Raw genomic sequence first — 24,407 nt, 5'->3', positions numbered from 1 at the left:
TGGAGTGATTTTATGAAAAAAAACAAAAAATTTTATTTGGATCTTGATACTATTAAGATTTTTGAAGAGGTGGAGGACTTTTCCATTAATATTCTCGATGAGGGCGGACGCTTTGTAGGCTTCTCCAAAGGTAGCGAAATCCTGGACGCTATGAAGCGGGAGGATGTTATTGGCAAGCATGTGCTGGAGGTTTACAAATTTTACGACGGCGAAGTCTCCCCAGCTTTAAGAGTCCTAAAAAACGGCGAGCCTTTAAAAGATTTTAACATCCGCTATATGAACGCTGACGGAAAGCATATCGAAGCTATCAGCTGTGTCTATCCAATTTTTGACAAAGCAGGAAAAGAAATCGTTGGCTCCATGTGTATTTACAGGGATAAATCCGACTACATTTATCTATCAAAAAAGCTGGAGCAATTGGAAGAAAAACTAAGGAAACAGAAAAAAACAAACAACGGTACCCGCTACCAAATTTCAGATATTGCTGGCATATCAGACAGCATCCGCGATTGCACACAGCAGGCTGAGCTAGCCGCCAACATCTCTGCTCCAGTGCTGATTTATGGCGAAACCGGAACAGGAAAAGAAGTCTTTGCTCAAAGCATTCACAATGCCAGCAGCAGAAGCAACGCGCCTTTTGTGGCCATCAACTGCTCTGCCATCCCAGAGACCCTGCTTGAAAGCACACTCTTTGGAACGGTGAAGGGCGCTTACACAGGTGCCAGCGATACCAAAGGTCTTTTTGAAGCGGCAGAAAACGGGACTGTTTTTCTGGATGAGATCAATTCCATGGATCTTATGCTCCAGTCAAAAATTTTGCGTATTCTGGAAACCAGCACCTACAGGCGGGTGGGAAGTACAAAAGAACTCACCACTAACGCCCAAATCATCAGTGCCATGAATGAGCACCCCCAGGCCGCCATTGAAGGGGGGCGCATCCGCTCTGACCTGTATTATCGGCTGGCAACCCTGACCATTGCCCTGCCGCCGCTTAGAGAACGCAGGGAGGATATTATTCCACTGGCACTTTCCTTTTTAAATTCAGAATCGGCTGCCATGGGTAAGAAGCTTTATGACTTTTCAGAAGATAGCAGGGCTTTTCTTTTTAACTATGACTGGCCGGGCAATGTCCGTGAGCTCAAACACATCATCGTCCGTGCTATTTTACTCTCATCTTACAACAGTAATGTCATTACTTCAGAACTATTGCCAATGGATCTTAAAAAAAGTACTGCCGGTCGTGCGCTTCTGAATAACGAGACATGGAATCCAAGCAGCCATCATTCTCTTAAGAGCCTGACCGAAGCGTTTGAGCGCAAGGTGATCCTCCAGGCGCTGAGCACGCACAATTATAACATTACCAAAAGCGCGGAAGCCTTGGGCATGGTAAGACAGAGTCTCCAATATAAAATGCGAACCCTTGGCATAAAAAACAGCTGCTATCATTTTGAGAATTAAAAAAGAGCATAAAAATAAAACAGCCTTTCGGCTGTTTTATTTTTGCTTTGGAAGTTTTCGATGTATGTAATTTCCGGAGTGGTCATGTCCCCGGTTATTACCAATATAATTAATTATTCAGAAGCAGATGCTTTACCAAATCTTTTTTTCTTATTCTTTTTGGCCTCTGCCTCTTCCGCGGCTTCTGCCTCGGCTGCTTTAATCTGACGATCAAGATCGGCCGCATAGGTAACTTCATCCTGTTTATTTTTACCAGACAAGAAGTACCTCAGGAAACCAATGATCATGGCTATTTCCACAAAGAGCATCGGATAGCCCGCAATGGTCTTAACAATTTTTATACCATTGATGCCGCCGGTAACGACGAACAGAATGGATACTGCACCGATTAAGACACCCCAGAAAACCTTGATTGGAAGCGGCGCTTCTTTAATATCAGAAGTCTGCTGTCTCAAGGACATCTGAGAAATGGTCGATGTCATAGAGTCGGCCAGTGTAATAAAGGACAGCGCTACCAAAACGAGCATAATAACACGAATAATCATCGTGCCTGGAACAAACTCGAATAATTTCATCATGAATGCTTCAGCCCCGCTGGCGTTGTAGAATTCCATTAAATCATAAACACCAGTTAACTGAATATTAATAGCGAATCCGCCGAAAATACCAAACCAGATAACACCAAAGATAGACGGTAAAATAACATTGACAACAATAAACTGACGGATGGTGCGGCCATAGGACATTTTTACGAGGAACAAACCAACGATTGGTCCAAAGGACAGCCAGTCAGTCATCCAGTATAAATCCCACCACTGCGGCCACATTTCTGAATCCGCAACGGCTGTTACAACTGGTTCTGTGTAGGAGGTTAAGGCAATGATATTGTTAATGTAGTAACCGAAGGATTCTACTGTAAGATTACAAATGTACTGTACTGGTCCACAGAAAAACATAAAAATCATCAGCGCGATAAAAATCCACGCATTTTTGTCAGACAGCCACTGAATCCCCTTATCAAGACCGGTGGCGCTTGAAATTGTATAAGAAACAATAATTACAACCGCAATCGCAGTCCAGACCATTGGTCCAGGTGTGATGCCGAATACAAAATCCAAGCCTGCGCCAATCTGTAAAAGACCATAGCCTAAAGAACCGGCAACACCACCGACGATGGCGAATAACACAATCCCATCTAAAATATCGTTAGCTTTGTCGCTCAGGTCTTTACCATTTTTCCAGTAAACAAGGCCAGCGCTGGAAGCGTAGCTCTTACCCATGTTCCAGTAAGCGTAACCACAGCAGATGGCTGCTACCGCATAGATGGAATATGGCTGGAATGCCCAATGCTGGAAACATTTTGCCAGAGACCAGATAATGGCCGCATAGCTTCCCGGTTCAACGCCGGCAGATGCAGGCGGTGTAAAGGAAATGGTCAGAGGTTCAACAGCCCCCCAGAATACGATCCCGGTACCGATACCGGCACACAGCGAGATCGCCCACCAGTTCCATGTGCTGTATTTTGGCTTGGCATTCGGTCCCCCAAACTTCGTGCTGCCAATTGGATGCACAAATAAGAAAACGAGGAATCCTAAAAATAACAGGATACCAAGAGCTACCAGCCAGCCACCGCTGTGCATAAGCTCCAAGAAAAATGCAGTCATTGTGTCTGTAAAGTTCGGATCCGTAGCACCCAGGATCAAAACAGCGCCCATTAAAACGATAGGAATACCTACAGTTATCAGTCGGACTTTCTTAAACATAATACTTCTCCCTCTTTTTTAGATTTTCGAATACGATAAGCCTTACCGTTGACCAGCCTATTACCCATACTATATTGATGGTAACCTTTTAAACTTCCATTGACAATCGAGTGTTTTGCACCCTATACTATGGGAACAGGCTGGTTTTGGGAAAAGCCTATCATTTAGCGAATGACTATGCAATTATATATTGCAAGGTTTGTGCCAATTCGTAAATCCCATTTTTTATCCTATTTAAGCTAAATTAAAGGGTATTTCGTGAAAACGGCTTCTTTCTGTGGTGCAAATTTTTATGCACTCCTGTTTTGCAATGCTTTTCAAACCCTTTATTTAACCAAGTTCCAAACGATATTGTCATCATTTTTTGCATGTAATCTTTTTTTGCATTTTTGGAACCGTTTTTTTCTTCAAAAACTTTGAATTTTTTTAGGAATTTTTAATTTTTTTATTTCTTCCTTTTAATAAGCAAGTTCTTTTGCAAAAGCATGCTTAAAAATCTTTTCTAAATTCCAGATGAATACAGACAAATTTGGCACAAAGCTTGCATTAAATAACAGCAACAAATAAACAGGCAAATATCAACATTTAAATTCAGGGAGGAATAAAAATGCAAAGAGATTTAGCCATCAATTACATGACCACACGGAAAAATCATACCTGCTATGGTATGGGTATTGGTATTATGGTACTGGACGACGCTTATCCAGGATTCCCAGGGGATGTCCGCAATGCAAGCGCATGGGGTTTTCCAATTCAGTATGAAATTGCCAAGGGTGTTGACAACTACACACTCGTCTGGGAACAGGATAAGACGCCTTGCCGCGAACCCATTGTACAGGCTGCTAAAAACCTTGAAAGAATGGGCTGCCGCGCTGTTGCAGCTGAATGCGGATATTTCGCATATTTCCAGCAGGACGTCGCTGCTGCGGTAGATATTCCAGTATTTATGTCAAGTCTGCTTCAGGTACCATTCATCCAGCAGTTGATCGGTCCTAAAAACGCGGTTGGCATCATCTGTGCCCAGAAACGTTTCTTAACCGATACCCACCTAGAAAAGGTCGGCATTGACCTGAACAGCAATTTCCACATTGCAGGCGCTCAGGACGAATATGGCTGCCCGCAGTTCGATACTCTCTGGGATCATGAAAAACGTCCTGAAATTCCAGAAAGCTACTATGATGAATCTGAAAAGGACATGATCCGCATCGCCAAGGAATTCATCGCAAAACACCCTGACATCAAGGCCATTATGTTAGAATGTACTGGTATGCAGCCCTTCGCGAGAGCCATCCAGCGTGAAGTGGACCTGCCGGTATTCTCCTGGGGAACGCTGCTTGACTATGCATGGTCCTGCGTTGCCCACCGCGATTACTACGGACATATTTAATTCAATATATGTCAGCAATTAATGGTTTGTGCGGGAGTTCTCTACGGGCTCCCCACAATCTGATTAATTGCTGTATTTAATGCCTTCTGTTAAACGGATTAAAACCATTAATTGCTATGAAAAGAGGAAAACATATGAAATCTTATGAAAAATATATTTCAAAAGATGATGTTCAGAAAATTCACGAGACTTCTTTAAAAGTATTAGCTGAAGTTGGTGTGATCTTTGAGCATCCGGAAATTATTGAACTGTTTAAAAATCACGGAGCCCGCGTGGACGGCAACACCGTTTATATGGATGAAAAGCTGGTGATGGACGCCCTGTCCACCGCACCCGCATCCTTTACGGTTGAAAATTCCAAGGGCAATCATACCTTTGGCGGCGGAGCCCGCGTGCTTATGCCGGCTGTCGGCAGCATCTACCGTCTGGAATCCGGCAAAATCCATAAGATGACCAACGACGAAACCGTTGATCTTTTTAAAATTTCCGATACCAGTGATGTCATTGACTGTAACTACTTCAATGTTTTCCTGGAAGATAAACAGCTGTCCATGGAGGAACGGATCTACAGCCCCGTTGCCATGGTTTTAAAATATTCCCATAAAACAGGGCTTCACCTTATGCCGAATACCTTCCCAATCCAAGGCGATATCCGCGAACCTTTCAAAAAAGGACTTGAACTGATCAGCCAGTTTGAAGGCCGCGCAGATGTTTACAATAATATCGTACATGTCAATTCTTTGTCCCCCCTTTGTTTTGACCACGATCCACTTGTAAAATTCCTGGTTGGGGCTGAAATGAACCAGCCGCTGTGGTTCTCACCATGCGCCATGCCGGTTCTCACAGGACCGCCGTCCGTTGCTGGTCTTCTGGCTATGTCCAACGCTGAAGTCGTTGCTGGTATGGTCATGGCACAGTTGGCCCGCCCAGGCATTCCTGTCGTATATGGACAGACCTCTGCGTCTACCAATTTAAGAGAAATTCAGCTCTCCATCGGCGCGCCGGAAACCGCTCTGATTTCTTATGCGACTGCTGGTCTGGCTGATTTCTACAATGTACCTTTCCGTACTGGCGGCGGCCTGAGTGACGCCAAGGATTTCGACGCCCAGACCGGCTACGAATCCGACATGATGATCCGTTCTACCTTAGATGCTGGCCCTGACCTCGTACTGCATTCCTGCGGTATCCTCGGCAGCTTCAACATCACCAGCTTTGAAAAATTCTTAATGGACGAAGATGTCTACCGCATGAACAGACGTCTGCTTTCCGGCATTGAAGTCACCGAGGACACACTCTGCTTCGATACCATCAAAAAGGTTGGTCCAAGAGGCAACTATCTTCAGGGCCGTACACCGAAGATGTTCCGCAAGGAATTTTTCACACCCAAATATTTCAATAAAGAAGACCCGAACCAGTGGCAGCAGAATGGCAACAAGCCGATTGTCGACACCCTTACACAGGCTGTTAATGAACGTCTTGAATCTTACTGCCCACCGGAAATTACCAAAGAACAGGAAGATATGCTCAACCAGTATATCCCTGAAAAATATAGAGATCACATCTAAACTTTCGTTTTACAGGAGGAGAATAAAATGGAAACCACAAAAAGAAATATTGATTTTGGCGTTTTAAATAAAGAAAAGATTGAAACCATTCATGAAAAGAGCTTAGAGCTTCTCGCAGATTTTGGCATGCGCGTCGCTGGTGACCGCACACTGGAAGCCTTAAAAGCATACGGCTGCGAAGTAGACGGCAACATGGTTAAATTCCCAAAAGCAGTTGTTGAAAAAGCACTGAATACCATTCCGAAAGAATTAACCTTATACAACCGTGACGGAAGCCCGAGTATGGTCATCAACAGCAAAAACAACGTTTATTTCGGCACGCACTCCGATCAGCTTGAATATCTGGACTACAAGACAAACAAGGCCCGCACTTTCATGAAGGCTGATACCAAAACCATGTGTACCCTTGCCAGCGCACTGGAAAACATCAGCTTTGTCTTATCCGTTGGTATGAGCGGCGACGTTGATCCTGCCGTTCAGTCTCAGGTAACCTTCATCGAGACTGTTAAAAACTTTGACAAAACCATCAACTTCTCTACCAATGACATCGAATCCTTACAGGAAATCATTGATATTGCAGCTGTTGTAGCCGGCGGCCACAAGGAACTGGCTGAAAAACCATTCATTTTTAACTATTGTGAGCCCATCCCACCGATGACTCATCCCGTCGAAAGTACTGAAAAACTCTTTATCAGCGCGACCAATAAGATTCCGGTTGTTTACATGCCTTACTGCATGATGGGCGGTACAGCCCCAATCACCATCGCTGGCGCCCTGACACAGAACAATGCTGAAATCCTCGCTGGTGTTGTCATCACACAGGCTGTTAACGAAGGCGCTCCGCTGATTTACGGTTCTATGCCAACTGTCTTTGACATGAAAACAACGGTTGGTTCCTACGGCGCACCGGAATTCCACCTGTCTGTCGCTGCTGCCTCTGAACTGGCGAACTACTATCAGCTGCCATTCTTTGGTACAGCCGGCTGTTCTGATGCTAAAACCGTTGACCCGCAGTCTGTATCTGAAATCCAGATGGAACTCTTCTCTACCATCCTGAGTAAAGCCAATATCGTTCACGATATCGGTGTTCTGGATCACTGCAACAGCGTCGCCCCTGCAATGGTTGTTCTGGCCAATGAAATGATCAATCAGCTCAGCGCATACTCTAAGGGTGTTGAAGTCAACGACGAAACACTGGCCATGGACGTTATCAAACAGGTCGGCCACGGCGGACATTACCTCAACGAAATGCATACCCTCTCGAACTTCAGAAGCGTATGGTATCCTGAATTCTATGACCGCAAGATGGTTAACCCAGACGAATCTGAAATCATGAGCCAGGTTACTGAAAAGATCGACAACATTCTGGCAACACACGAAGTACCCGCTCTGGAACCAGATGTCTTAAAACAAATCGAAGAAATCGAAAAGAAATACATCTAATCCCCTTATTAATAACATGTTTGAATTTTGGGCAGTCTCATTTTGGGCTGCCCTCTACCCATTTTTTGTAATGTGTGCTATGCTTAATATAGAACAGTTAATCGTTGGAGGTAAGCGCGTTTGAAAAACAAGAAAGACACGATTGAAGAAGCATTGGAACGAGAGAGTCTTCCCGTAAAGGCGATCGAACGCATTGAGGATGTCTGTATACATGTAGTGGACAATACAGGCAAAATCGTCTGCTATTCCAAGGGCTGTGAAAAGATCGAGAACATGAAGCATGAGGATGTTATCGGTAAGGATACCCACACGCTCTATAACTATGTTGAAAACGAATCCATGCAGGATTATGTCTTAAAGACCGGAAAAAAAGTTCAGGATGTCCATGTCAAGTATGAGTCTCCCTCTGGCAAGCTGGCCGATGTCATCAGCAGCACCTACCCTATTTTTTCAGCTGACGGCCAGAAAAATGTGGAGGCTGCCATCTGCATTTACCGGGATATTTCAGACTATATGCACATGGCCAAAACCATTGACAAGCTGCAAAATGACCTGAAAAACCAGCAGCTTAAGGACAACGGTACCCAGTTTACCTTTAAGGATGTGGTCGGCTCCAGTGTGGCGACGCTGGAATGTGTGCGGCAGGGCAAAATTGCCGCGCAGACCAACGCCCCCATCCTTCTCGCAGGCCCCACCGGTACCGGCAAGGAAGTTTTTGCCCAGAGTATTCATAATGACAGTAGCCGTGCCCACAATCCCTTTGTGGCCATCAACTGCTCTGCCATTCCTGAAAACCTTCTGGAAAGTACCCTTTTCGGCACTGTCAAAGGCTCCTTTACCGGTGCAGTGGACGCTAAGGGTCTTCTGGAAACCGCTCGGGGCGGTACGCTGTTTCTGGATGAAATCAACTCCATGAACATGACTCTTCAGTCCAAGCTGCTGCGCGTGCTCGAAACCAAACGCTACCGGAAGGTTGGCGGCAACAAAGAGCTGGACATGGATGTCCGCGTACTCAGCGCTCTGAATCAGGATCCGTTGGAAGCCGTGGATGAAGGACGTCTTCGCTCTGACCTTTACTACCGTCTGGCTGTCTTTTCCATTACGCTTCCCAGCCTGAGTGAACGGCGATCAGATATTATGGAGCTGGTACAGTCTTTTCTTTCCTCTGAAGCGGTGGCCATGGGCAAGAGCCTTTACCAGGTTTCCGATGAGGCCGCTGACATGCTTCTCGGCCACGATTGGCCCGGGAACATCCGTGAGCTCAAGCACACGGTCACCCATGCCATCTACATGGCCCAGTATCAGGACACAGTGCTGACCACTGATTTGCTGCCGTCATACATTAAAAAAAATCATACCGAAAAAAAGCTGCATGACAAATTTCTGGCTGACCGTGAAAATGATACTGACCTGAAGTCAACCCTTAACCGCATCGAAAAACAGATTCTAAACGAAGTGCTGATAAACAACGATTTTAATATCAGCAAGAGCGCCAAAGAACTGGGGATTTCAAGGCAGAACCTTCAGTATAAGCTTAAGGTCTATCAGATCAAACAAAACGGCTGAAAACAGCCTTTAATCTAAAAAAAGGGTTACGTTGTTTCGGCGCAACCCTCTTATTTCTTTCTCCTGGTCTTTTTCACAGCCACAGCTATAACAATAAGGACAACGACACTCGCAATGCACGCGGCCGCCAACAGCAGCCTCTGCTCAGACGTCAGCCCGCGCGGCGCCTGGTCAGGCGTCTCCGTCTGGGGTGCATACTCAACCCGGGTTCCCCTTACGAGGAGCCTGTGGCTGTTGACGCCATAAGGTGTACAGGTGATCAGCGTGCAGTAGTCCTCGCCGGGCACTCTCTTTAAATTCTGTGTATCATTGGGCTCGACCACCTGTATCTGGTCCACCTCATAGGCGGCAACCCGATCCAGCACATTTATCAAGAACAGATCCCCCATTTTCAGTTCGGACAGGTCGGTAAAAATTTTGGCGTGCACCAAGCCAGAATGTCCTGTCAGCACAGAGTGTGTGCCCTCTCCGCCAATGGGCAGTGATGAACCCTCCAGGTGCCCGCTGCCCTTCTGCAGCACGGCTTCTGAGGTCCCGTGGTAGATGGGCAGCTCAACCCTGATTTTGGGAATTTCGATGTAGCCCATGCTGTCGTAGAGGTTCAGCACCTCATAGTAATTATCCTGCATGACCATCCCGCTCCCCGCCACAAAGGGGTCCCGAACCGGGTTTCCTGAAAGGCTGTCATTATACTTTACTGCTTCCTGCCAGGCAGCTTCTGTCTGGATGCTGTCTGTCTGCTCTACGGCCTCACGGTAGCTTTCCACTGCGTAGGAGCCATTGACCTCAGATAAATAGCTGGCCAGATACGGATAGCTGAATAAGAGGATGCCGACTAAAAAAGTCAGTGCGATTCCTATTGTCATTTTCACAGCGTCACCTCATCTCCTTATCATAAAAAGGGTAAAGCACTAGCTGCTTTACCCTTTGGCAACATTTTTCTAATTAATTCTGTTTTGTCTTTTTGCGGTATACGACCAGCAGCACAATTGCCACGCCAATCAGCGCAATACCGCCGGCTGTGAACATCAGGGTTCCCATTCCCCCTGTCTTCGGCAGCACTAATCTTGAGTTATTTGGCGTATTGACCACTGACAGCTCGATATTGGCAAATTCCTGGCCGTTTTTCAGCTCTACCGTGTTTGGAATCGCTCTGCCCTGTTCGTCGGTTTTATTTCCGAAAGCGGACGCGTCAATGGTAATTTTGATCGGCCCGTCTACCAGATTGTAGCCATCCGGCGCCTGAACCTCAACGGCCCAGAAGCTGTCCTGTACAAAGCCTGTAAAGTTACCGCTCACATCAAATTCCGGTGTAAGCTCCAGGCCTTTAAAACGAACGACCCCGTTGGCATCGGACTGTTCCCTGACCTCGCTGCCGTTGCGTGTAATAAAGATCCCATTCAGCGCGTTGGCTTCACTTGTCGCGATCTGGAAGTATGCACCTTCCAATGGTTTTTTGTTCTGGCTTCTCGCCGGAATGCTCTCATTTTCATCAGCCGCGACTTTGATAAATCCAACCATACCGTCGAAAATAAAGGGCTTATCTGTCGGTTCTGTCGGTGGATCTGGGTTATCCGGGTCTCCCTCGAAGGAGTAAAAGACCTGCGCATTATTGTGAATGGACACGTTATGATCGTAATCATCCGCCATGCTGGATCTGAATTCAACGGACAGCACTGTGTCCTGCCCAGACCCGTCGCCGTTGGCTAACTGCTCCATCCCTTCCTTCTTAAGCTTAACGGTCATGGTATTATTGTTATCAGCGGAAGGCTCAATCACCTCATAGTGATGGTCTCTTACCAATTCGCCGGATTTATCGCCTGTGACCTTTACAGAGCCGCTCTCGTGCACAAAGTTTGGGTCCAACTGGTCGACAATATGGAAATACCCTTTGCCCGCATCTGCGTTCTGAGCTGCCTGGCCGATTGTATTCGGCACGTGGGTGGTTATTTTCCAGGTATTTGGGTTCTCTCCGTGTGAAAGCAGGCCGCCGTCAACGGTTTTCTTTACACTTGACAGTTCATTTTTCGGGTATACATAGACATCCTCAAGCCAGGTTGCATTATCGGTAGGGTCTACCATGGGTACAGAAACCACAAAGGGTTCAACCGCTGTCTTAACACCCTGAGCGCTTGATACCTCGCGCACCAGATAATAGCCATTTAAGTCTGGAATATCAATCTGTCCGTTTTGGTTGGTTTCATAACGGTTGGTTCCATTCATTCCGGTTGTCAGCGGCGTAAGCTTTACGAGCCCTGCATTGGCGGCATCAATGGCCTCCTGCCCGGTTTTGGGGAAGATCAGGTCACTGTCTCCCCAGGCTTTACCATCGGCAGGCGTCATTTCGGACACTTCAAAGATAACGCCGGCGAGCGGCACGGCGTTTGCTGGCAGCTGCCCGTTTTCCTGCAGGCCTTCTGTGCTCTCACCTGCCTGGCCGACATCGTCCATTGAATATTTTAAAATATGCAGTGTCCCTGTCATGGGCGCGGCGTTTGCCAACGGCACAAATAAAGACGCTATCATCACTGTTACGATTGCTATACTTGCTACAATTGAACTAAACTTCTTTTTCATGAGTTTTTATTCCTTTCCTCTAAAATACTTTGTTTAACAGCAGGAGATTCGTCCTGCCGTTAATCACCATTTGTTCTAATCCTTATTTCTTTCGAGCCATGACCAGCTGCGCAGCAGCGAGACCGATCATAATCACTCCGCCTGCTGTAAACAGTATAGCGCCAAAGCCGCCTGTCAGCGGGACGTCCCCTGTTTTATAGTTAGGCAGCCTGTAAACAGTGCGCCCCTGCTCATCGGCGGTAAGCGCAAAGGCCGGCGGCAGTGAGGTTCCTTTCCCCTCGATTTCAAAAGCGCCGTCTGCCTTTGCTGTGATCAGCCACTGTCCATGCGGCAGCGTGTAGCCTTCTTTCGTCTTTGTCTCCACCAGCATATACTGCCCAATGTCAAGACCATCAAAGCGGACCTGCCCGGTATCGGCAGCGCTGACTTCTGTCCGCTTTTCCTGCCAGCAGTCCTGGGTGTTTCCTGTGACCAGCTCTGCGTGCGTGTGGCCGGGATCATTTTTTAATCTGCATTCATAAAGTGTAAAGCCTGCTCCGCCCAGCGGTGCTCCACCGCCGCTGCCGTCCACCTTGATAAACTCAAAGCTGAGCTGCGGCCTGGCCCACTTTCCTGTATACAGCACATTTCCCTTGTTGATCGTCACCTCATCCTGATCCCAGCCGCTGAATACCCAGACTTCGCCGTTCTCAGCTGTGACCTGTTTTTCTGCAATGGCCTGGGGATACACTTTCGCGATATCACGAAAGCCCCCTTCTGTCTGCGGAAGCTGGGCCATGACCGCCTCCGGGAGCTGTGCTTCCGGGTCAGTCTCGCTGACAAACTGGTAGTTGATCAGATAACGCTCCAGCTCTGGCTGGGATTTTGTTATAATCCCATTGCCTGCTGTCTCCATGCTTTTGTTGGTGGGCAGCGCACCCGCCTTTTCCATCTCTGTTCCATCTGTCAGCCTGATCTTCAGTGTCAGGGTATGAACAGTGCCTGTACTGCTCCCGCTCAAATCCCAGACTGCCTGGCTGGACGAAACGCTGGCGCTTCCGCCTCCTGGGGACACAATAGCGTCGGCGTCTGTGCCACTCTGGAATACAAAGTGCTCAGAGAGCACATCCACCACCTCGGTGTTGGCGATAACCGCATTTTCTACGGCTTCCAGAAGTGCCTGCTCAATCGCCTCCTCAAACTTGGCAGTGTCCCCGGCATCGTAGACTGCTCCGCTGCTGGACAGTGCCTGCAGGTAGCTGTTTTGGGCTGTATACATGGCGATGGGTAAAATCTCAACGCCCATCCCTTTCAGCTGATTAGCCTCATCAATGCCGTTGGCGCTTTCCGGCAGAGGCATTCCGTCACTCAAAAAGAATATGACTGTTTTCCTGTTTTTATATTCCACGTCAGCCTGCTGGTCTCTCTCCTCAATCAACCGGACAGCCCCCTTCATTCCTGCTGTGTAATCTGTGACATTATCATCGATGAGAGGATGGCCTGTCAGGGCCGTGTCAATGTCCTGAAGATTTTGAGTGAAACCGGTGGTCCACAACAGGGAGTCTATGTCATGGGCCGCACCGTTCACTCCGCCGAAAGCCACCAGTCCGACACGATTGCTGCTCTGTCCGGCTCCATCGCCCAGAATCGCCTTTGCCGTATCCCGCACCAGGTCTTCCATATAAAAGGATCTCGGGTAGGAATACTGCTGCTGATCACTGATTCCCGTGGCCGCTGCCGGTGTGAGCATGGAGCTGCTGTAGTCCATCACAAAGATGAAGTCAAGATTTGAGGCAATTTGCTCATTTTCACCATATTCGATGAGGATCTCGGCCTCTGTCAAATTTTCATCGGTCCACTTAGCAGATTTTCGAAGCGAAATGTTTCCCTCACTGCTGTCCACAATGCTTTCATAGCCCTCTTCTCTCAATTCCCTCTCGTCCCTCAGCTCGGGGCGCACCCCTGCGAGAGACGGAAAGCTGATCCCTTCCTGCAGGCCGGCAACCTTTTTATGGGTCAGGCTGGTAAAACCGCTATTCCGATAAGCCTCTAAACCAATGGTCTTAACGGAATGGGGCAAATCCAGCGCTCCTGTAAAATTTTTACGGCCATAGAAAGCAGAAGCACCAATGGTTTCCAATAAACTCTTTTTACTTTCAAAGACAAAGCCTGTGATTTTCTGGTTGTCCGCGTTATTGGCTGAAAAAGCATCGTCGGCAATCTCAGTAACACTGTAGGTGGCACCCCCATAATTTATCTCCTCCGGAATGGTTATAACGCCTTCCAGGCTTATATTTCCGATAAGAACTGCCTTATGTGTGCTGCCGTCCAGCCGATACATCAATCCGTTAATGTCAACCTCTGTATCAGATATAGCTGAATCCGCAGTATCCTGGATATTATCCTGATTTAAAAGATTCTCTGCCTGAACCGTTTTAGAAAAAGACATTGTCTGAGCGATCAGAAATATCAATACAGTCAGAACAGTAAGAAGCACGACGCGTTCAACCGCCCTGTCGCCATTCTTTTTCCGGCCATCTGGTGTTTTTTTCGAATTCCCCATACTTTATCACCTCCTTTAAAAGTTCAAGCAATGACTGGCTAATGCCTTTAAATATTTTTCATCACAATATTGACATCCTTTTTGCCGCTGAATCATTGTTGCAAGACTTTATTGTAATCATTATTATACAGAAATTATTTTTCTCGCAAAAGCACTCAACGTTCATTTTCACGGACAAAACGTGACATAAATGTGTCTTTTATCCAAATTAAAAAGCCCCTGCTTTCATAAAAAGAAAACAGGGGCCTGGCCTCTTGAGGCCATGTGCCTAGATCATTATTCAGTTTCACATTTACCTTGCAAAATCAATTACAGCGCGATTTATTGCCTTGAAGCCTGCATTGGTGGGCAGGTGGGCACTTTCCGCTATCTGGATAAAGGTGACGTTATCCTTTTGAGCTGCCAGCTGCCTGAAATAATCCGCTGATCCATAGATGTCGCCCTCAGACTGGAGGATCAGGATCGGTACCTCCAGGTTTTCCAGGGCTTTCTTTTCATCAGCCTCATAGATCTGCTGCCGAAGGGTTGTGAAGCGGGAGTCTCCAAAAATGGACGCATAATAAGCGTGGTAAATATCTGCCAAGCTGTAGTCCGGGCTGTAGAATACGCGGGCAAAGTAGCCCATGAGCCGAGTGTTGGCCGGCAAATCCCTCCAGTAAAACATCCTGCTGGTCTTAAGTGTCACCATCTCCTCAAGCTTTGAAAAGCCTTCAAGGTCATTCCGTTCATAGCTCTCCTCAAGTACCCTTTTGTCCCATTCGGACATAACTTCTGTCTTTAACGCCTGATAAGCCATCTCCTGTGCATCTCTCAGACTGGTGATGGGCCCCAGATTAATGATTCCCGCCAGATCGTCCCCTACGGTTTCGGCGGCAGATGTGGTCAGAATGGTTCCGTTGGAGTAGCCGAACAGATAAATCTTTCGGCCGGGATACTGGGCCTTCATGGCTCTGACCAGATCACAGGTCATGGCAACCTGGCGCTCAAGGGTCACCGACTCTGTATCATCTGTAAAATTTTTTCCACAACCCCAGCAGTCCCAGTACACGACCAGAAAATGTTCTGTGAGTTCGGGCGTGTCGCCCCGGTAACCAGTACCATAAATAATCGGAGACTGGGGACCGCCGTGCAGCATGATGAGTACAGGATTATCCTCGCTTTTTCCTTCGATGAGCACGCTCTGCTCTTCACCATCCAGTTTCAGAGTCTCAAGCTGGCTGACCGCATTGTTCTTAACCGCCCGGTCATAAACTGTCCGCATGGCCACCGCGCGGCTTATTAAAAGCACTGCGGCCAGCAGGATAAGCGCCAGCGCTGTGCGCCTGACGCCCCTTAAAATTTTACGCTTTGTTTCCATTTTCTGTAAAACACCCTTCTCACAGGTCATATTCCTTTAAAAAACCACGTATCTGCCGGATATAGCTGTCTGTTTCCTTAAACAGAGACCGGTGGTGTGCGCCTCTAAAAAGCACTAAGCTGGCGCCGGGAATCCACTCTGCCATCCGCCGGGTATGGCCTGTGCGGATAAGATCCCTGGTTCCCGCCAGCAGAAGCACCGGGCTCTCGATCCGGCTCAGCTCCTCCGCGGACAGCCGCGGCGACCAGCACATGAGACCGTACCGCTGCGGGCGGTTCCCCACCGGGAGTCCCAGATTTTCAAGGAAGCTCCAGAATCGGTACTGGAGCTTGATAAACAGATAAGGCAGGGCGCGCATTCCCTTTGGATCGGTATTTCCGCTGACTGCAATGACCGCCTGAACCCGGCCCGGCGACTGGACAGCCAGCTCCAGCGCAATGTTAGCGCCGTCGCTGAAGCCGAGGACAATGGCCGTGGGCAGGCCCAGATGATCCATGACAGCCAGCACATCCTCTGCCATCAGACCTGTGGTCAGCTTTAAGGGGCCGGCATCGGAGCGTCCATGACCCCGGCTGTCGACCAGAACAATCTGGTATCGGGGCAAGAAGTAGTCGATCAGCCCGACAAAATCCGCCTTATCGCCGCCGTTACCGTGGAGCATGACAAGCGGTACGCCTTCCCCTACGGTTTCATAATGGATACTGGCACCCCGGTTCCATACCTGGCCTCTGTTATCCTTCATTTGGCTTATCTTTTTTCATTTTTCCCTGGACAAAGGACCTTGCATAGTCGATGACGCCCTGGGGATTCTGGATTTTTATGATGGCGTAGGCCATTTTAGGCGTCATAATTCTGGGCATAAAGGCAAAATATCCCGGCACCCAGAATGGATTGTACTTGACCTTTGCGCGGTAAAGCTCCTTAAACCCATAAACCTCGTTGAGATTTTCGTAGACAAATTCCAGCAGCTTAGTCGTCGTGCTCTCCGACTTTCCTTCCTCGGACAGGTTGGCCAGGGGAGCCATGCCCATGGTCGCCCAGTGGATTCCCTCATCCTTAAATTTCTGGAAGGCTTCGACCATAATGATCTCATTGACACCCCGGGGCGCGTCCTCTGTCCTTCTTGTAACATCTGCGTAGTAGCCGTTCATGCCCGCAAAGGGGACAAAAACAATGAAGCCAACCAGCTTGCCCTCAGCATTTTCGGCGTAAAAATAGCGTTTGTCCATAGGGTTATCCAGGCCCACGCCGCCCAGGGTAAAGGACAGCTCTCCGCTGTTTTTTCCCTTTAGCCAGTCATCCGAAACAGCGTCGATGGCCTGTTCAATGGCCTCATCCCTTTTTTCAAGGGGCTTGTACTCGTGAACGGTCACGCCCGCCTTGGTAGCTTTGTTCACATTAGCGCGTACCTTGGCGATTTTCCCACCCTGCATGGTGAATTCAGTCAGGTCAAACCGGGCCTCCTCACCGCATTTGATGGTGCCGAGGCCCAGCCTTTTATAGTCCTCGAGGTAATAATCAGTGATGCCCATAAAAACCAGGCTGAAGGCACTGTTTTTGCAGAAGTCCCTAAACTCCTCAAGCAGTGCCGAAAAATCGGCGTCGGCACAGATGGGATCACCACCCACTACCACCACATCATCCACAACCCCATAGGCCACGACACCATCCACGTTTTTTCCGAAATACAGCGTCTTGTCATCCTCCAGCGTCAGGTAGGAAAGCGGATTCTGACCATATTTCTGAACCAGCCAGCGGGCGTGCTCAAGTTCACTGCTGGTGGTTCCCCTTTTTTCCAGAAAGGGCTTGACCGCAAAACCAAGCGCGACAATGATGCACACCCAGCTGAACCAGAAAACAAAGGTATTAAATTCCGGATGTGTAGCCACACCGGCGTCCTTCACGCTGCCAGCCACAAAAATTACCTGGAAAGTCTGGAGCAAGCACTGTCCAAAGCTCAGGCCGCCTGACGGGTCAAAGATATTGGTATCGTCAAAATAGATGGAGGATGCGCTTAAAAAGATGGCGTACAGACCCATAAGGACAAAGATAATGCCGACTCCCAATGCCCTCTTGTCCGATGCCCGGTTAAAATCCCTGACAAAAACCAGCAGCACCAGAAGCACCAGTGCCTCAAGGATAATGATGATCATCCCCACCGCGTGGTGTGCCCGGAAAAGATGACCTGACATGTTAATGCCCAGCAGTGCAATGGTCATGATCCATGCCACTCTCTTCCTTTTGTACAGGTTATAGGTGGTTACCAGAAGCACCACAGCCAGGACTCTCTGAACCAGCTTGCGGCTGTTGATCACATTGCTGACAACCTGCTCAAGGGCAGGATTGGGGATAAAACTGAATACCAGCAGCACTAGTGACAGCGCAAAGGTAATGCCTACGGCGATATTGATGATCGAGTTCCTTTTATTATATGTCATGCTCGCGTTTCTCCTTCCTGAATCGTCCCCTTTTCATTTAAAACAACGCTGATCGTATAAAGCAGCGGAAGAGCAGCTACCATAAAGTCCGAGACATCCAGGGTGTCCACTACGAATAAAAAAGCATAGTACATGACTAAGACCACAAGGATTCCAAAACCGATCCTCCCACAACGCACAAGCTTCTCCTTTCCAAGAGCAGCGTTCCGAAAGCCCATGATGCCGGCCACAATGCTGGCCACAGCCAGAACAAGACTGAATCCCCCCATGGTCGCCAGCAGCTCCGAAATTTGACGTGCCCCCAGTTCCACATCGTCCACTGCCAGGCGCATGATGGTAAACCCGCCAAGCTCGAGGATGGCCGCCAAAACCATCACAATGCCAAACAGGATTACCAGCACTGAACTGACTTTTTGAAAGGTGATTCTTCTTTTTTTTGTCATTTTCCAACTCCCGTTAAATAAAATTTCTGTTGCGCTTACATTATACCGTGCAAAGCTCCACAAAAGATCCGCACCTGCCACTGACAACAGATTGATACGCATTTTAAAATTGAGTGTATCTTATATTTATACCCATTTTTCTACAAAAAAGAGGTATACGCCAAAACGACGTATACCTCTATATATTGTGTTTTTATCCTATTATATTCTAATTTTTCTATATCTTGTAATCACTGACTGACAGCCTTCTCCATGAGGGATTCGGCCTTTTCAAAATCAACCTTCAGGCCTGCATGCCCCTGGAGATAGAGGTCTCCCAACAGTTCTAAGGCATCTGGAACGCCAAAATGCGCCGCCGCTTTCACCCAGTCCACCACGGTTTTCACATTATTAGTGGCAAAACGCTCTTCGGGCGCCTGGCAGACTTCGTACTGGCAGTAGACACTGCCAAGCTCGATGCCCTTATTTAACCATTTTTTGGCACGGAACATTCCTGTTTTTCCGCTGACATAACGGCCGTAATAGCGATAAAGCGCATAGGCCGCCTCGGTAAACCCAGCATTCATGGCTTCGTGGTAAAGCTCACAGGACTCGGCGTTGAGGTTGACGCCAGTTTCTGAGCAGGTCATATACTCATGGGCCATGCCAGCATAGAAGAACGCTGCGCCGTTTCCGGATTCCGTCGCCTTTTTGAACCAGTACAGGCCCTCTTCTGCGCCGACCTTGGTGCCCCATCCCAGAAAATACATTTTTCCAAGCAGCACCTGGGCAGAAATATCGCCGCTTCCGGCCAAATCCGATACATTTTTGAACACCTTTGCTCCGTGGCTGAAAAGCAGCTTTTCAAAGCCTTCCCGGTCTTTAGGATCCGGCAGGGTATTGTAGTGAATGGCTTCTGCATTTAGTTCATTCTGAAAGCTTTCTCTGAGCACATCGACATAGCGGTCCTTAAAAATAACACAGAGTGTCTTGTAATCATTTTCCAATGTTTCCAGAATTTTTTCGTTGTCCCACTGGCATCCGATCATCTCATCCAGGTTATGGCCGATGACCTGACCATCAAGATAGTAGGCAGAATTGACTAACTGCCAGAAATAGCTGTAGCTTTTGCTTTCCGGATCATAGACCACACGGGCATAATCCAGTAATCTCTTATATAATCCTATGACTGCTTCACTGTAGATTTCGACCCATTCATCCATCGTATAAGTGACCAGTGCATCCTTTTTTTCTTCAGCCGCCATTTGCAAACTCCTTAACTTTTCCATACTATACGCATTATTTTATATTATATCAATTTTTCTGAAAAACGGATACTGTTTTCAGGAAACTTAATAAAAATTAATGAATGAGAATCTCTTTATTCTTCTTCGGAACGATCCTTAAATATTTCCGAATAAGAAATAAAATAATCCTTATAAACGCTCACTTTAATCCGCTGAGGACTGTCATAGATGGCCGGAATCCATGGGTTTTTCATAAAATTATAGGAGAGGATCACCTGTTTAACCGGGTCAATTACCCAGTATTCTTTTACACCGGCAGCCATATAAATATTCATTTTTTCAAGATAGGCCACTTCCATATTTTCCTCGGAAGCGATCTCCACTACCCACGCAGGAAAACTCTCATCCTTAATCTGCATGGCGATCTCTGGTCTTAAAATGGTGTTCGGCAGCACTTCCGAGTCGATAACGAGCGGGTCGTGGGGCATGGCCAGCTTATCCAGCGGTCTGTGGGTCAGCACATATCTGCTGGAAGCAGCATGCAGGTAGCGTACGATATCCTTGTGCGCTTCATCAAGCTCTGGTTTTTCATAGGCCACGCCGTTAATAATTTCAGAGTTTTCACCCTTCAGGGCATCCTCATTACCTTTTTCCAATCTTAATAGTCTTGTCATATTGATTCGCTCCTTAGTATTGATACCTTGCTGAATTATTATCATTTCAGTTTATTCATTATAGCACTTTCTTCCAAACTATTATACCAAATTATGGCTGGTTTTAACATTAAATGTTACAGAAGCCGGATTTTATATGGGCTGCGTAACGCTTACCCGCTCATACAGTCCCTGGCTTTTCTAAGGAACACAAATCCATAAAAATCTTTTTATCCTTACAGGATGATTTTTATGGATTTTGCGTTAGCTTCGTTATTGCTCACCCGCTCACGCACCTTGTTCGCTGCCATTTTTAACACTAAAAATGGACTCAGCGTCAGTTCTCCTCTTTTATCCGGCTGATTTCGGATTCCAGCTCTTTTTTGAGGAGGATCAGCTGGATCAGGTCTTCCTGCTCGGAGAGATCCTCGAAATCACGCTCGTAGGCAACGGCCTTGTCGGACTGGTCGAGCTTGTATAAATTGTCGATATTATCGAGAATGCTGTTAACAGTGCTGGACTTCATCTTGAACAGCTTCTGGGCCTGCTGGATTTCGTCGCGGATGGCGGACATTTCCTGGTCCAAGCCAATGACAGAATCAGCGGTATTATGAAGCCGGGCCTTCAGGGCTTCCGGCAGCTTTTCCTTGTACTTATAGCTGAGGGAGTGTTCGATGATGGACCAGAAATTCATTGCCAGAGTGCGGATCTGAATTTCGGCGTATATTTCTCTGTAACCAAGGGCACAGAAAACCGGATATCGAATGATCAGGTGATAGCTCTGATAACCGCTCTCTTTAGGAATTCCACAGCCTGATTTCAGGCTGGATTGGTCCTCCCCCTCCATATAGTTTTTAACATCCACAATGCGCAGGTCCTTTCCATCACGCTCGTGGATAATATCGACCACCTCATAGATGTCCTCCACAAACTGACAGATGATGCGAATGCCGGCAATGTCTTTAATGTTTGTCTCAAGATCTTCAACGTCAAAGCCATATTTATTGATTTTTTCAAGAATACTTGAAACGGTTTTCACCCTGCCTCGAACCGACTCAATGGGTGAATTTTCTCCCAGCGTCATCGATTGGTTTTTCAGGCTGTTAAATTTCAGGACCAGCTCATCCACTGCTTGTCTGTAGGGAATGAGGAACTCCTGCCAGTATTGTGTACTCAATACAATCACCTCTGGTTTCACAACTTCATAACAGACTGCCGGAAAACGGATTTCCTGACAGTCTGTTATCTAATCTATTTTACAATAACGGCGCCCATTTTGCACGTATTATTTCCTGTTTTTTATGAAAATTTTTGCCCTGCCACACGCTTTCACAGAGCATGCGTTCCTCCAGGCTTTCTTTGATCTTCCACCAGCTTGTGTTCCAGTTGGTAATAATACTATCCGCTTCCGGGGCCCGACCAATTATGCGCTGAACGACCATATCTGGCCGCAGATGCGAGAGAAACAAAAGACACCGCTCTATATATTCTTCCTTGGGAAAAAGGCTGATTTCGCCCTTTAAATACATTTCCGCGAGGACGGTACCCTTCTCCACATACAGTGCGTGACATTTGACAAAATCCGACCCAACGGCAGAGACCACGCCGGCGGTTTCCACCACGTCGTCCCGGTCGTCCCAGGGCAGATCCAGAATCACATGGGTACAGAGCTGAAGTCCGTGGCTCTTGACCGCCGCTGCCGCTTCGATATAATCGGCCAGGCTGTGCCCCCGGTTCAATATTTTAAGGGTCTTATAGTTGGCGGTCTGCAGGCCCAGCTCAATGGACACGTCCAACTGCTTTTCCTGCTGGAAACGGCTTAAGAAATCCAGCTGCTCGCCGCTCAGGCAATCGGGCCGGGTGGAAATAGCCACACCGGCAATACCCTCGCCGTCACCCACTGCCTCACGTACCCAGCGCTCAAGCTGGAAGGCGCTGCAATAGGTGTTGGTAAAGCTTTGAAAGTAAGGAATGAATAATTTAGCCTTGTAGCGTTTTGCGATGTAAGCCCGGTTTTTTTCCACCTGCTCGGCCACGCTCAAGGTATCGGACAGCGTTTCATTGCCGCCGCCCTTGGCGCCGCAGTAAATACAGCCGCCCTTTCCAGCTGTGCCATCGCGGTTTGGGCAGGAGACCGGCACGTTGACAGGAAGCTTGTAAACCTTGCTGCCATAACGCTCTCTCAGCCATTGTGAATAAACCCTGTAAAGCGGGCGTTCTTCCATGGTAATTCCTCCAATTTTTGACAAAATAAAAAAAGACGCCCGCAGTTTTACCAGCAAATCCTGGGAGCGCCTTTCCATTTCTTACAGATAATTTTTCACGCAATCTGGAACTGTGCTTTCTTCGCAGCTCAGACTAAGCACAAATTTGATATCCTGTTTTTTCTGGATTTTGTCCAGCTTTTCAAGGATTCCGGAAATGTCTTCCGGACCATCTGCATCAAGAATTCTCAGTAAATTATCGATATAAACAACATCGACGTCATAATTTCCGGCGATTACTCCACTGATAAAACCGTAAAGCTCATCTTCCCCTTTAATTTCAAAATCTTCGGAATTAATAAAACGAATTTTGGTATCAACAGTCACTCTGTATTTGTCTCTGTCGTTGATGAACAGGATATCGCCTTTTGCAGAACCAACCTCAGCATTGGCCATATCGATCATTTTTTTAGTCTTTCCGCTTCCCTTTGCTCCATATACAAATTCAATCATTTAAGACACCTACTTTCTATGTTGTTATTAACATTATACAGGTGAAAACGATAAAATACAATCCCTTTTCTCCATATTTTAATTATATTATTTTCACAAATAAGAGAAAATATTTTACCACATCTCCACTTTAATTTTCTCACATTAATCTTAATCTGAGCTTGCAAATGTTTATGATACCGAAAACTTTTTCTTCTGTCAACCTTTCGGCGCAAATTCTTTTTATTGCTAGTTCTTTTATCCATAAAAAAGAAAACCAGAAAACAAACGATCATCCTCTCCTTCCAAAATGATAAAGCGCTACTTTTTTATTAAAAAACAGCGATTCATCTCTAAAATCCTACCTTATAAAAGAAATTTATCATTAATTTTGTTTCAAAGGCGCATAAAGTATGCTATAATCCATCTATAAGTATGAAAAGTGAGGTCAGAAATTTGGAATCCATTAAAGAGTACAGTGAGCTAGTGAATCTTTTCGATAAACAACTGCAATTTGCCCAGAACATCCAAAAGAAAATTATTCCACAGCCCAGCGAGTTTATATCGGATACGTATCACCTTTACGCGATGCTCAAGCCCTTTCGCAAAGTTGGCGGCGATTTTTACGATTTCCATAATCTGGATGATGATAAGATCAGCCTTATTCTGGCCGACGCTACCGGACACGGCATCGACGCGGCCATGATCACCAGTATGGTCAAGCTGATTTATTCCTATGCCATGGAAAACGAGCTGGTACGCGAGCACCCCAGCATGCTCATGCAGCGTATGGAGCGCGACATCGAAAAACAGCTGACATCCACCTATTTCAGCGCTTTTGCGCTGGTTCTGGACCCTGGCGCCAATACGCTTCGCTACGCAAACGCCGGCCATCCCTCGGCAATTCTGGTAGGCGACGACATCACGCTGCTCAAACCGAGCCTGCCCCTTGTGGGGCTGCATCAGCTCATGTCCAGCATTAACTATCAGGACATTACGGTTCCGTTTAAAAACGGCGATAAGTTTATCATCTTTACCGACGGACTCATCGATGCGCAGAATACCAGCAATGAGCTTTTCTCCATGGAACGCCTGACCGAGATTGTAAAAAAGCATACGACCCAGCCCATCAACACTATCTGCCAGGAAATCCTGAAAGAGTACAACCTGTTTACCGAGGGCACCGACGATATGGACGACGTCTGCCTCCTGGGTATCGAATATGACGACTGAGTATTTCTGACGAAATTCTGAACAAATATTAACAATTTATGACGATTCGCTGTTTCTAAT

19 protein-coding genes are annotated in these 24,407 nt (G+C 47.2%); 6 read left to right on the top strand and 13 right to left on the bottom strand.

Going from position 1 to position 24,407, the window contains the following annotated elements; genetic code table 11:
• Positions 1 to 12 precede the first annotated feature (12 nt).
• Positions 13 to 1,458 carry a sigma-54 interaction domain-containing protein gene (locus B2M23_RS07990; RefSeq protein WP_038352952.1) on the top strand — a complete coding sequence of 482 codons (1,446 nt, stop codon included), beginning with the start codon at positions 13 to 15 and terminating at the stop codon, positions 1,456 to 1,458.
• 113 nt (positions 1,459 to 1,571) lie between these two features.
• On the opposite strand, the gene B2M23_RS07985 is transcribed toward B2M23_RS07990, so the two are convergent.
• Positions 1,572 to 3,221: a BCCT family transporter gene (locus B2M23_RS07985; RefSeq protein WP_038352953.1), complete on the bottom strand. Its 1,650-nt coding sequence runs from the start codon at positions 3,219 to 3,221 to the stop codon at positions 1,572 to 1,574.
• 607 nt (positions 3,222 to 3,828) lie between these two features.
• Here B2M23_RS07985 and B2M23_RS07980 point away from each other — a divergent pair.
• The 4 genes from B2M23_RS07980 (at position 3,829) to B2M23_RS07965 (ending at position 9,182) form a co-directional block, all read left to right on the top strand.
• Positions 3,829 to 4,608: an aspartate/glutamate racemase family protein gene (locus B2M23_RS07980; RefSeq protein ID WP_013381955.1), complete on the top strand. Its 780-nt coding sequence runs from the start codon at positions 3,829 to 3,831 to the stop codon at positions 4,606 to 4,608.
• Between the two features lie 134 nt (positions 4,609 to 4,742).
• Positions 4,743 to 6,173: a trimethylamine methyltransferase family protein gene (locus tag B2M23_RS07975; RefSeq protein WP_038352954.1), complete on the top strand. Its 1,431-nt coding sequence runs from the start codon at positions 4,743 to 4,745 to the stop codon at positions 6,171 to 6,173.
• A gap of 27 nt (positions 6,174 to 6,200) precedes the next feature.
• On the top strand, positions 6,201 to 7,616 hold the full coding sequence (locus B2M23_RS07970) for a trimethylamine methyltransferase family protein (protein ID WP_038352955.1): 1,416 nt from the start codon (positions 6,201 to 6,203) through the stop codon (positions 7,614 to 7,616).
• Between the two features lie 120 nt (positions 7,617 to 7,736).
• The gene (locus B2M23_RS07965; RefSeq protein ID WP_038352956.1) at positions 7,737 to 9,182 is read left to right on the top strand and encodes a sigma-54 interaction domain-containing protein; all 1,446 of its coding nucleotides are present in this window, start codon (positions 7,737 to 7,739) and stop codon (positions 9,180 to 9,182) included.
• Positions 9,183 to 9,232: 50 nt separating this feature from the next.
• On the opposite strand, the gene B2M23_RS07960 is transcribed toward B2M23_RS07965, so the two are convergent.
• From B2M23_RS07960 to B2M23_RS07905, 12 genes are all read right to left on the bottom strand, one after another.
• Entirely contained in the window at positions 9,233 to 10,048 is an 816-nt protein-coding gene (locus tag B2M23_RS07960) for a class C sortase (RefSeq protein ID WP_038353155.1), read from the bottom strand.
• A 79-nt stretch (positions 10,049 to 10,127) separates the two neighbouring features.
• Positions 10,128 to 11,759, bottom strand: coding sequence for a SpaH/EbpB family LPXTG-anchored major pilin (locus tag B2M23_RS07955; protein WP_038352957.1), 1,632 nt, complete (start codon positions 11,757 to 11,759; stop codon positions 10,128 to 10,130).
• An 82-nt stretch (positions 11,760 to 11,841) separates the two neighbouring features.
• Positions 11,842 to 14,301 (bottom strand): SpaA isopeptide-forming pilin-related protein, encoded by a 2,460-nt coding sequence (locus B2M23_RS07950; RefSeq protein WP_038352958.1) that lies wholly within the window; start codon positions 14,299 to 14,301, stop codon positions 11,842 to 11,844.
• Between the two features lie 292 nt (positions 14,302 to 14,593).
• On the bottom strand, positions 14,594 to 15,658 hold the full coding sequence (locus B2M23_RS07945) for an alpha/beta fold hydrolase (protein WP_167617820.1): 1,065 nt from the start codon (positions 15,656 to 15,658) through the stop codon (positions 14,594 to 14,596).
• Positions 15,659 to 15,677: 19 nt separating this feature from the next.
• The gene (locus B2M23_RS07940) at positions 15,678 to 16,400 is read right to left on the bottom strand and encodes an alpha/beta fold hydrolase (RefSeq protein WP_038352959.1); all 723 of its coding nucleotides are present in this window, start codon (positions 16,398 to 16,400) and stop codon (positions 15,678 to 15,680) included.
• Positions 16,390 to 18,096, bottom strand: a complete 1,707-nt coding sequence (locus B2M23_RS07935) for a phosphatidylglycerol lysyltransferase domain-containing protein (protein WP_052237329.1) — start codon at positions 18,094 to 18,096, stop codon at positions 16,390 to 16,392. The genes B2M23_RS07940 and B2M23_RS07935 overlap by 11 nt, the downstream gene beginning before the upstream one ends.
• Entirely contained in the window at positions 18,093 to 18,539 is a 447-nt protein-coding gene (locus tag B2M23_RS07930; RefSeq protein ID WP_038352960.1) for a hypothetical protein, read from the bottom strand. Before B2M23_RS07930 ends, B2M23_RS07935 begins: the two co-directional genes overlap by 4 nt.
• Before the next feature lie 230 nt (positions 18,540 to 18,769).
• Positions 18,770 to 19,783 carry a tetratricopeptide repeat protein gene (locus B2M23_RS07925; RefSeq protein WP_038352961.1) on the bottom strand — a complete coding sequence of 338 codons (1,014 nt, stop codon included), beginning with the start codon at positions 19,781 to 19,783 and terminating at the stop codon, positions 18,770 to 18,772.
• A 116-nt stretch (positions 19,784 to 19,899) separates the two neighbouring features.
• A complete protein-coding gene (locus B2M23_RS07920) occupies positions 19,900 to 20,439 on the bottom strand; it encodes a Uma2 family endonuclease (protein WP_038352962.1) in 540 nt (179 codons plus the stop codon).
• 316 nt (positions 20,440 to 20,755) lie between these two features.
• Positions 20,756 to 21,604, bottom strand: a complete 849-nt coding sequence (locus tag B2M23_RS07915; RefSeq protein WP_333519707.1) for a GTP pyrophosphokinase — start codon at positions 21,602 to 21,604, stop codon at positions 20,756 to 20,758.
• A 70-nt stretch (positions 21,605 to 21,674) separates the two neighbouring features.
• A complete protein-coding gene (mnmL, locus tag B2M23_RS07910) occupies positions 21,675 to 22,643 on the bottom strand; it encodes a tRNA modification radical SAM protein MnmL/YtqA (protein ID WP_038352964.1) in 969 nt (322 codons plus the stop codon).
• An 81-nt stretch (positions 22,644 to 22,724) separates the two neighbouring features.
• A complete protein-coding gene (locus B2M23_RS07905) occupies positions 22,725 to 23,135 on the bottom strand; it encodes a hypothetical protein (protein ID WP_013381967.1) in 411 nt (136 codons plus the stop codon).
• 435 nt (positions 23,136 to 23,570) lie between these two features.
• On the opposite strand from B2M23_RS07905, the gene B2M23_RS07895 reads away from it, so the two are divergent.
• The gene (locus B2M23_RS07895; protein WP_242945894.1) at positions 23,571 to 24,347 is read left to right on the top strand and encodes a PP2C family protein-serine/threonine phosphatase; all 777 of its coding nucleotides are present in this window, start codon (positions 23,571 to 23,573) and stop codon (positions 24,345 to 24,347) included.
• Positions 24,348 to 24,407 lie beyond the last annotated feature (60 nt).

The organism is Eubacterium limosum (assembly GCF_000807675.2).
GTDB classification, from domain to species: Bacteria; Bacillota; Clostridia; order Eubacteriales; family Eubacteriaceae; genus Eubacterium; species Eubacterium limosum.
Note: the sequence above shows the minus strand (reverse complement) of the source record. Positions and strands in the feature narration are given on the sequence as shown.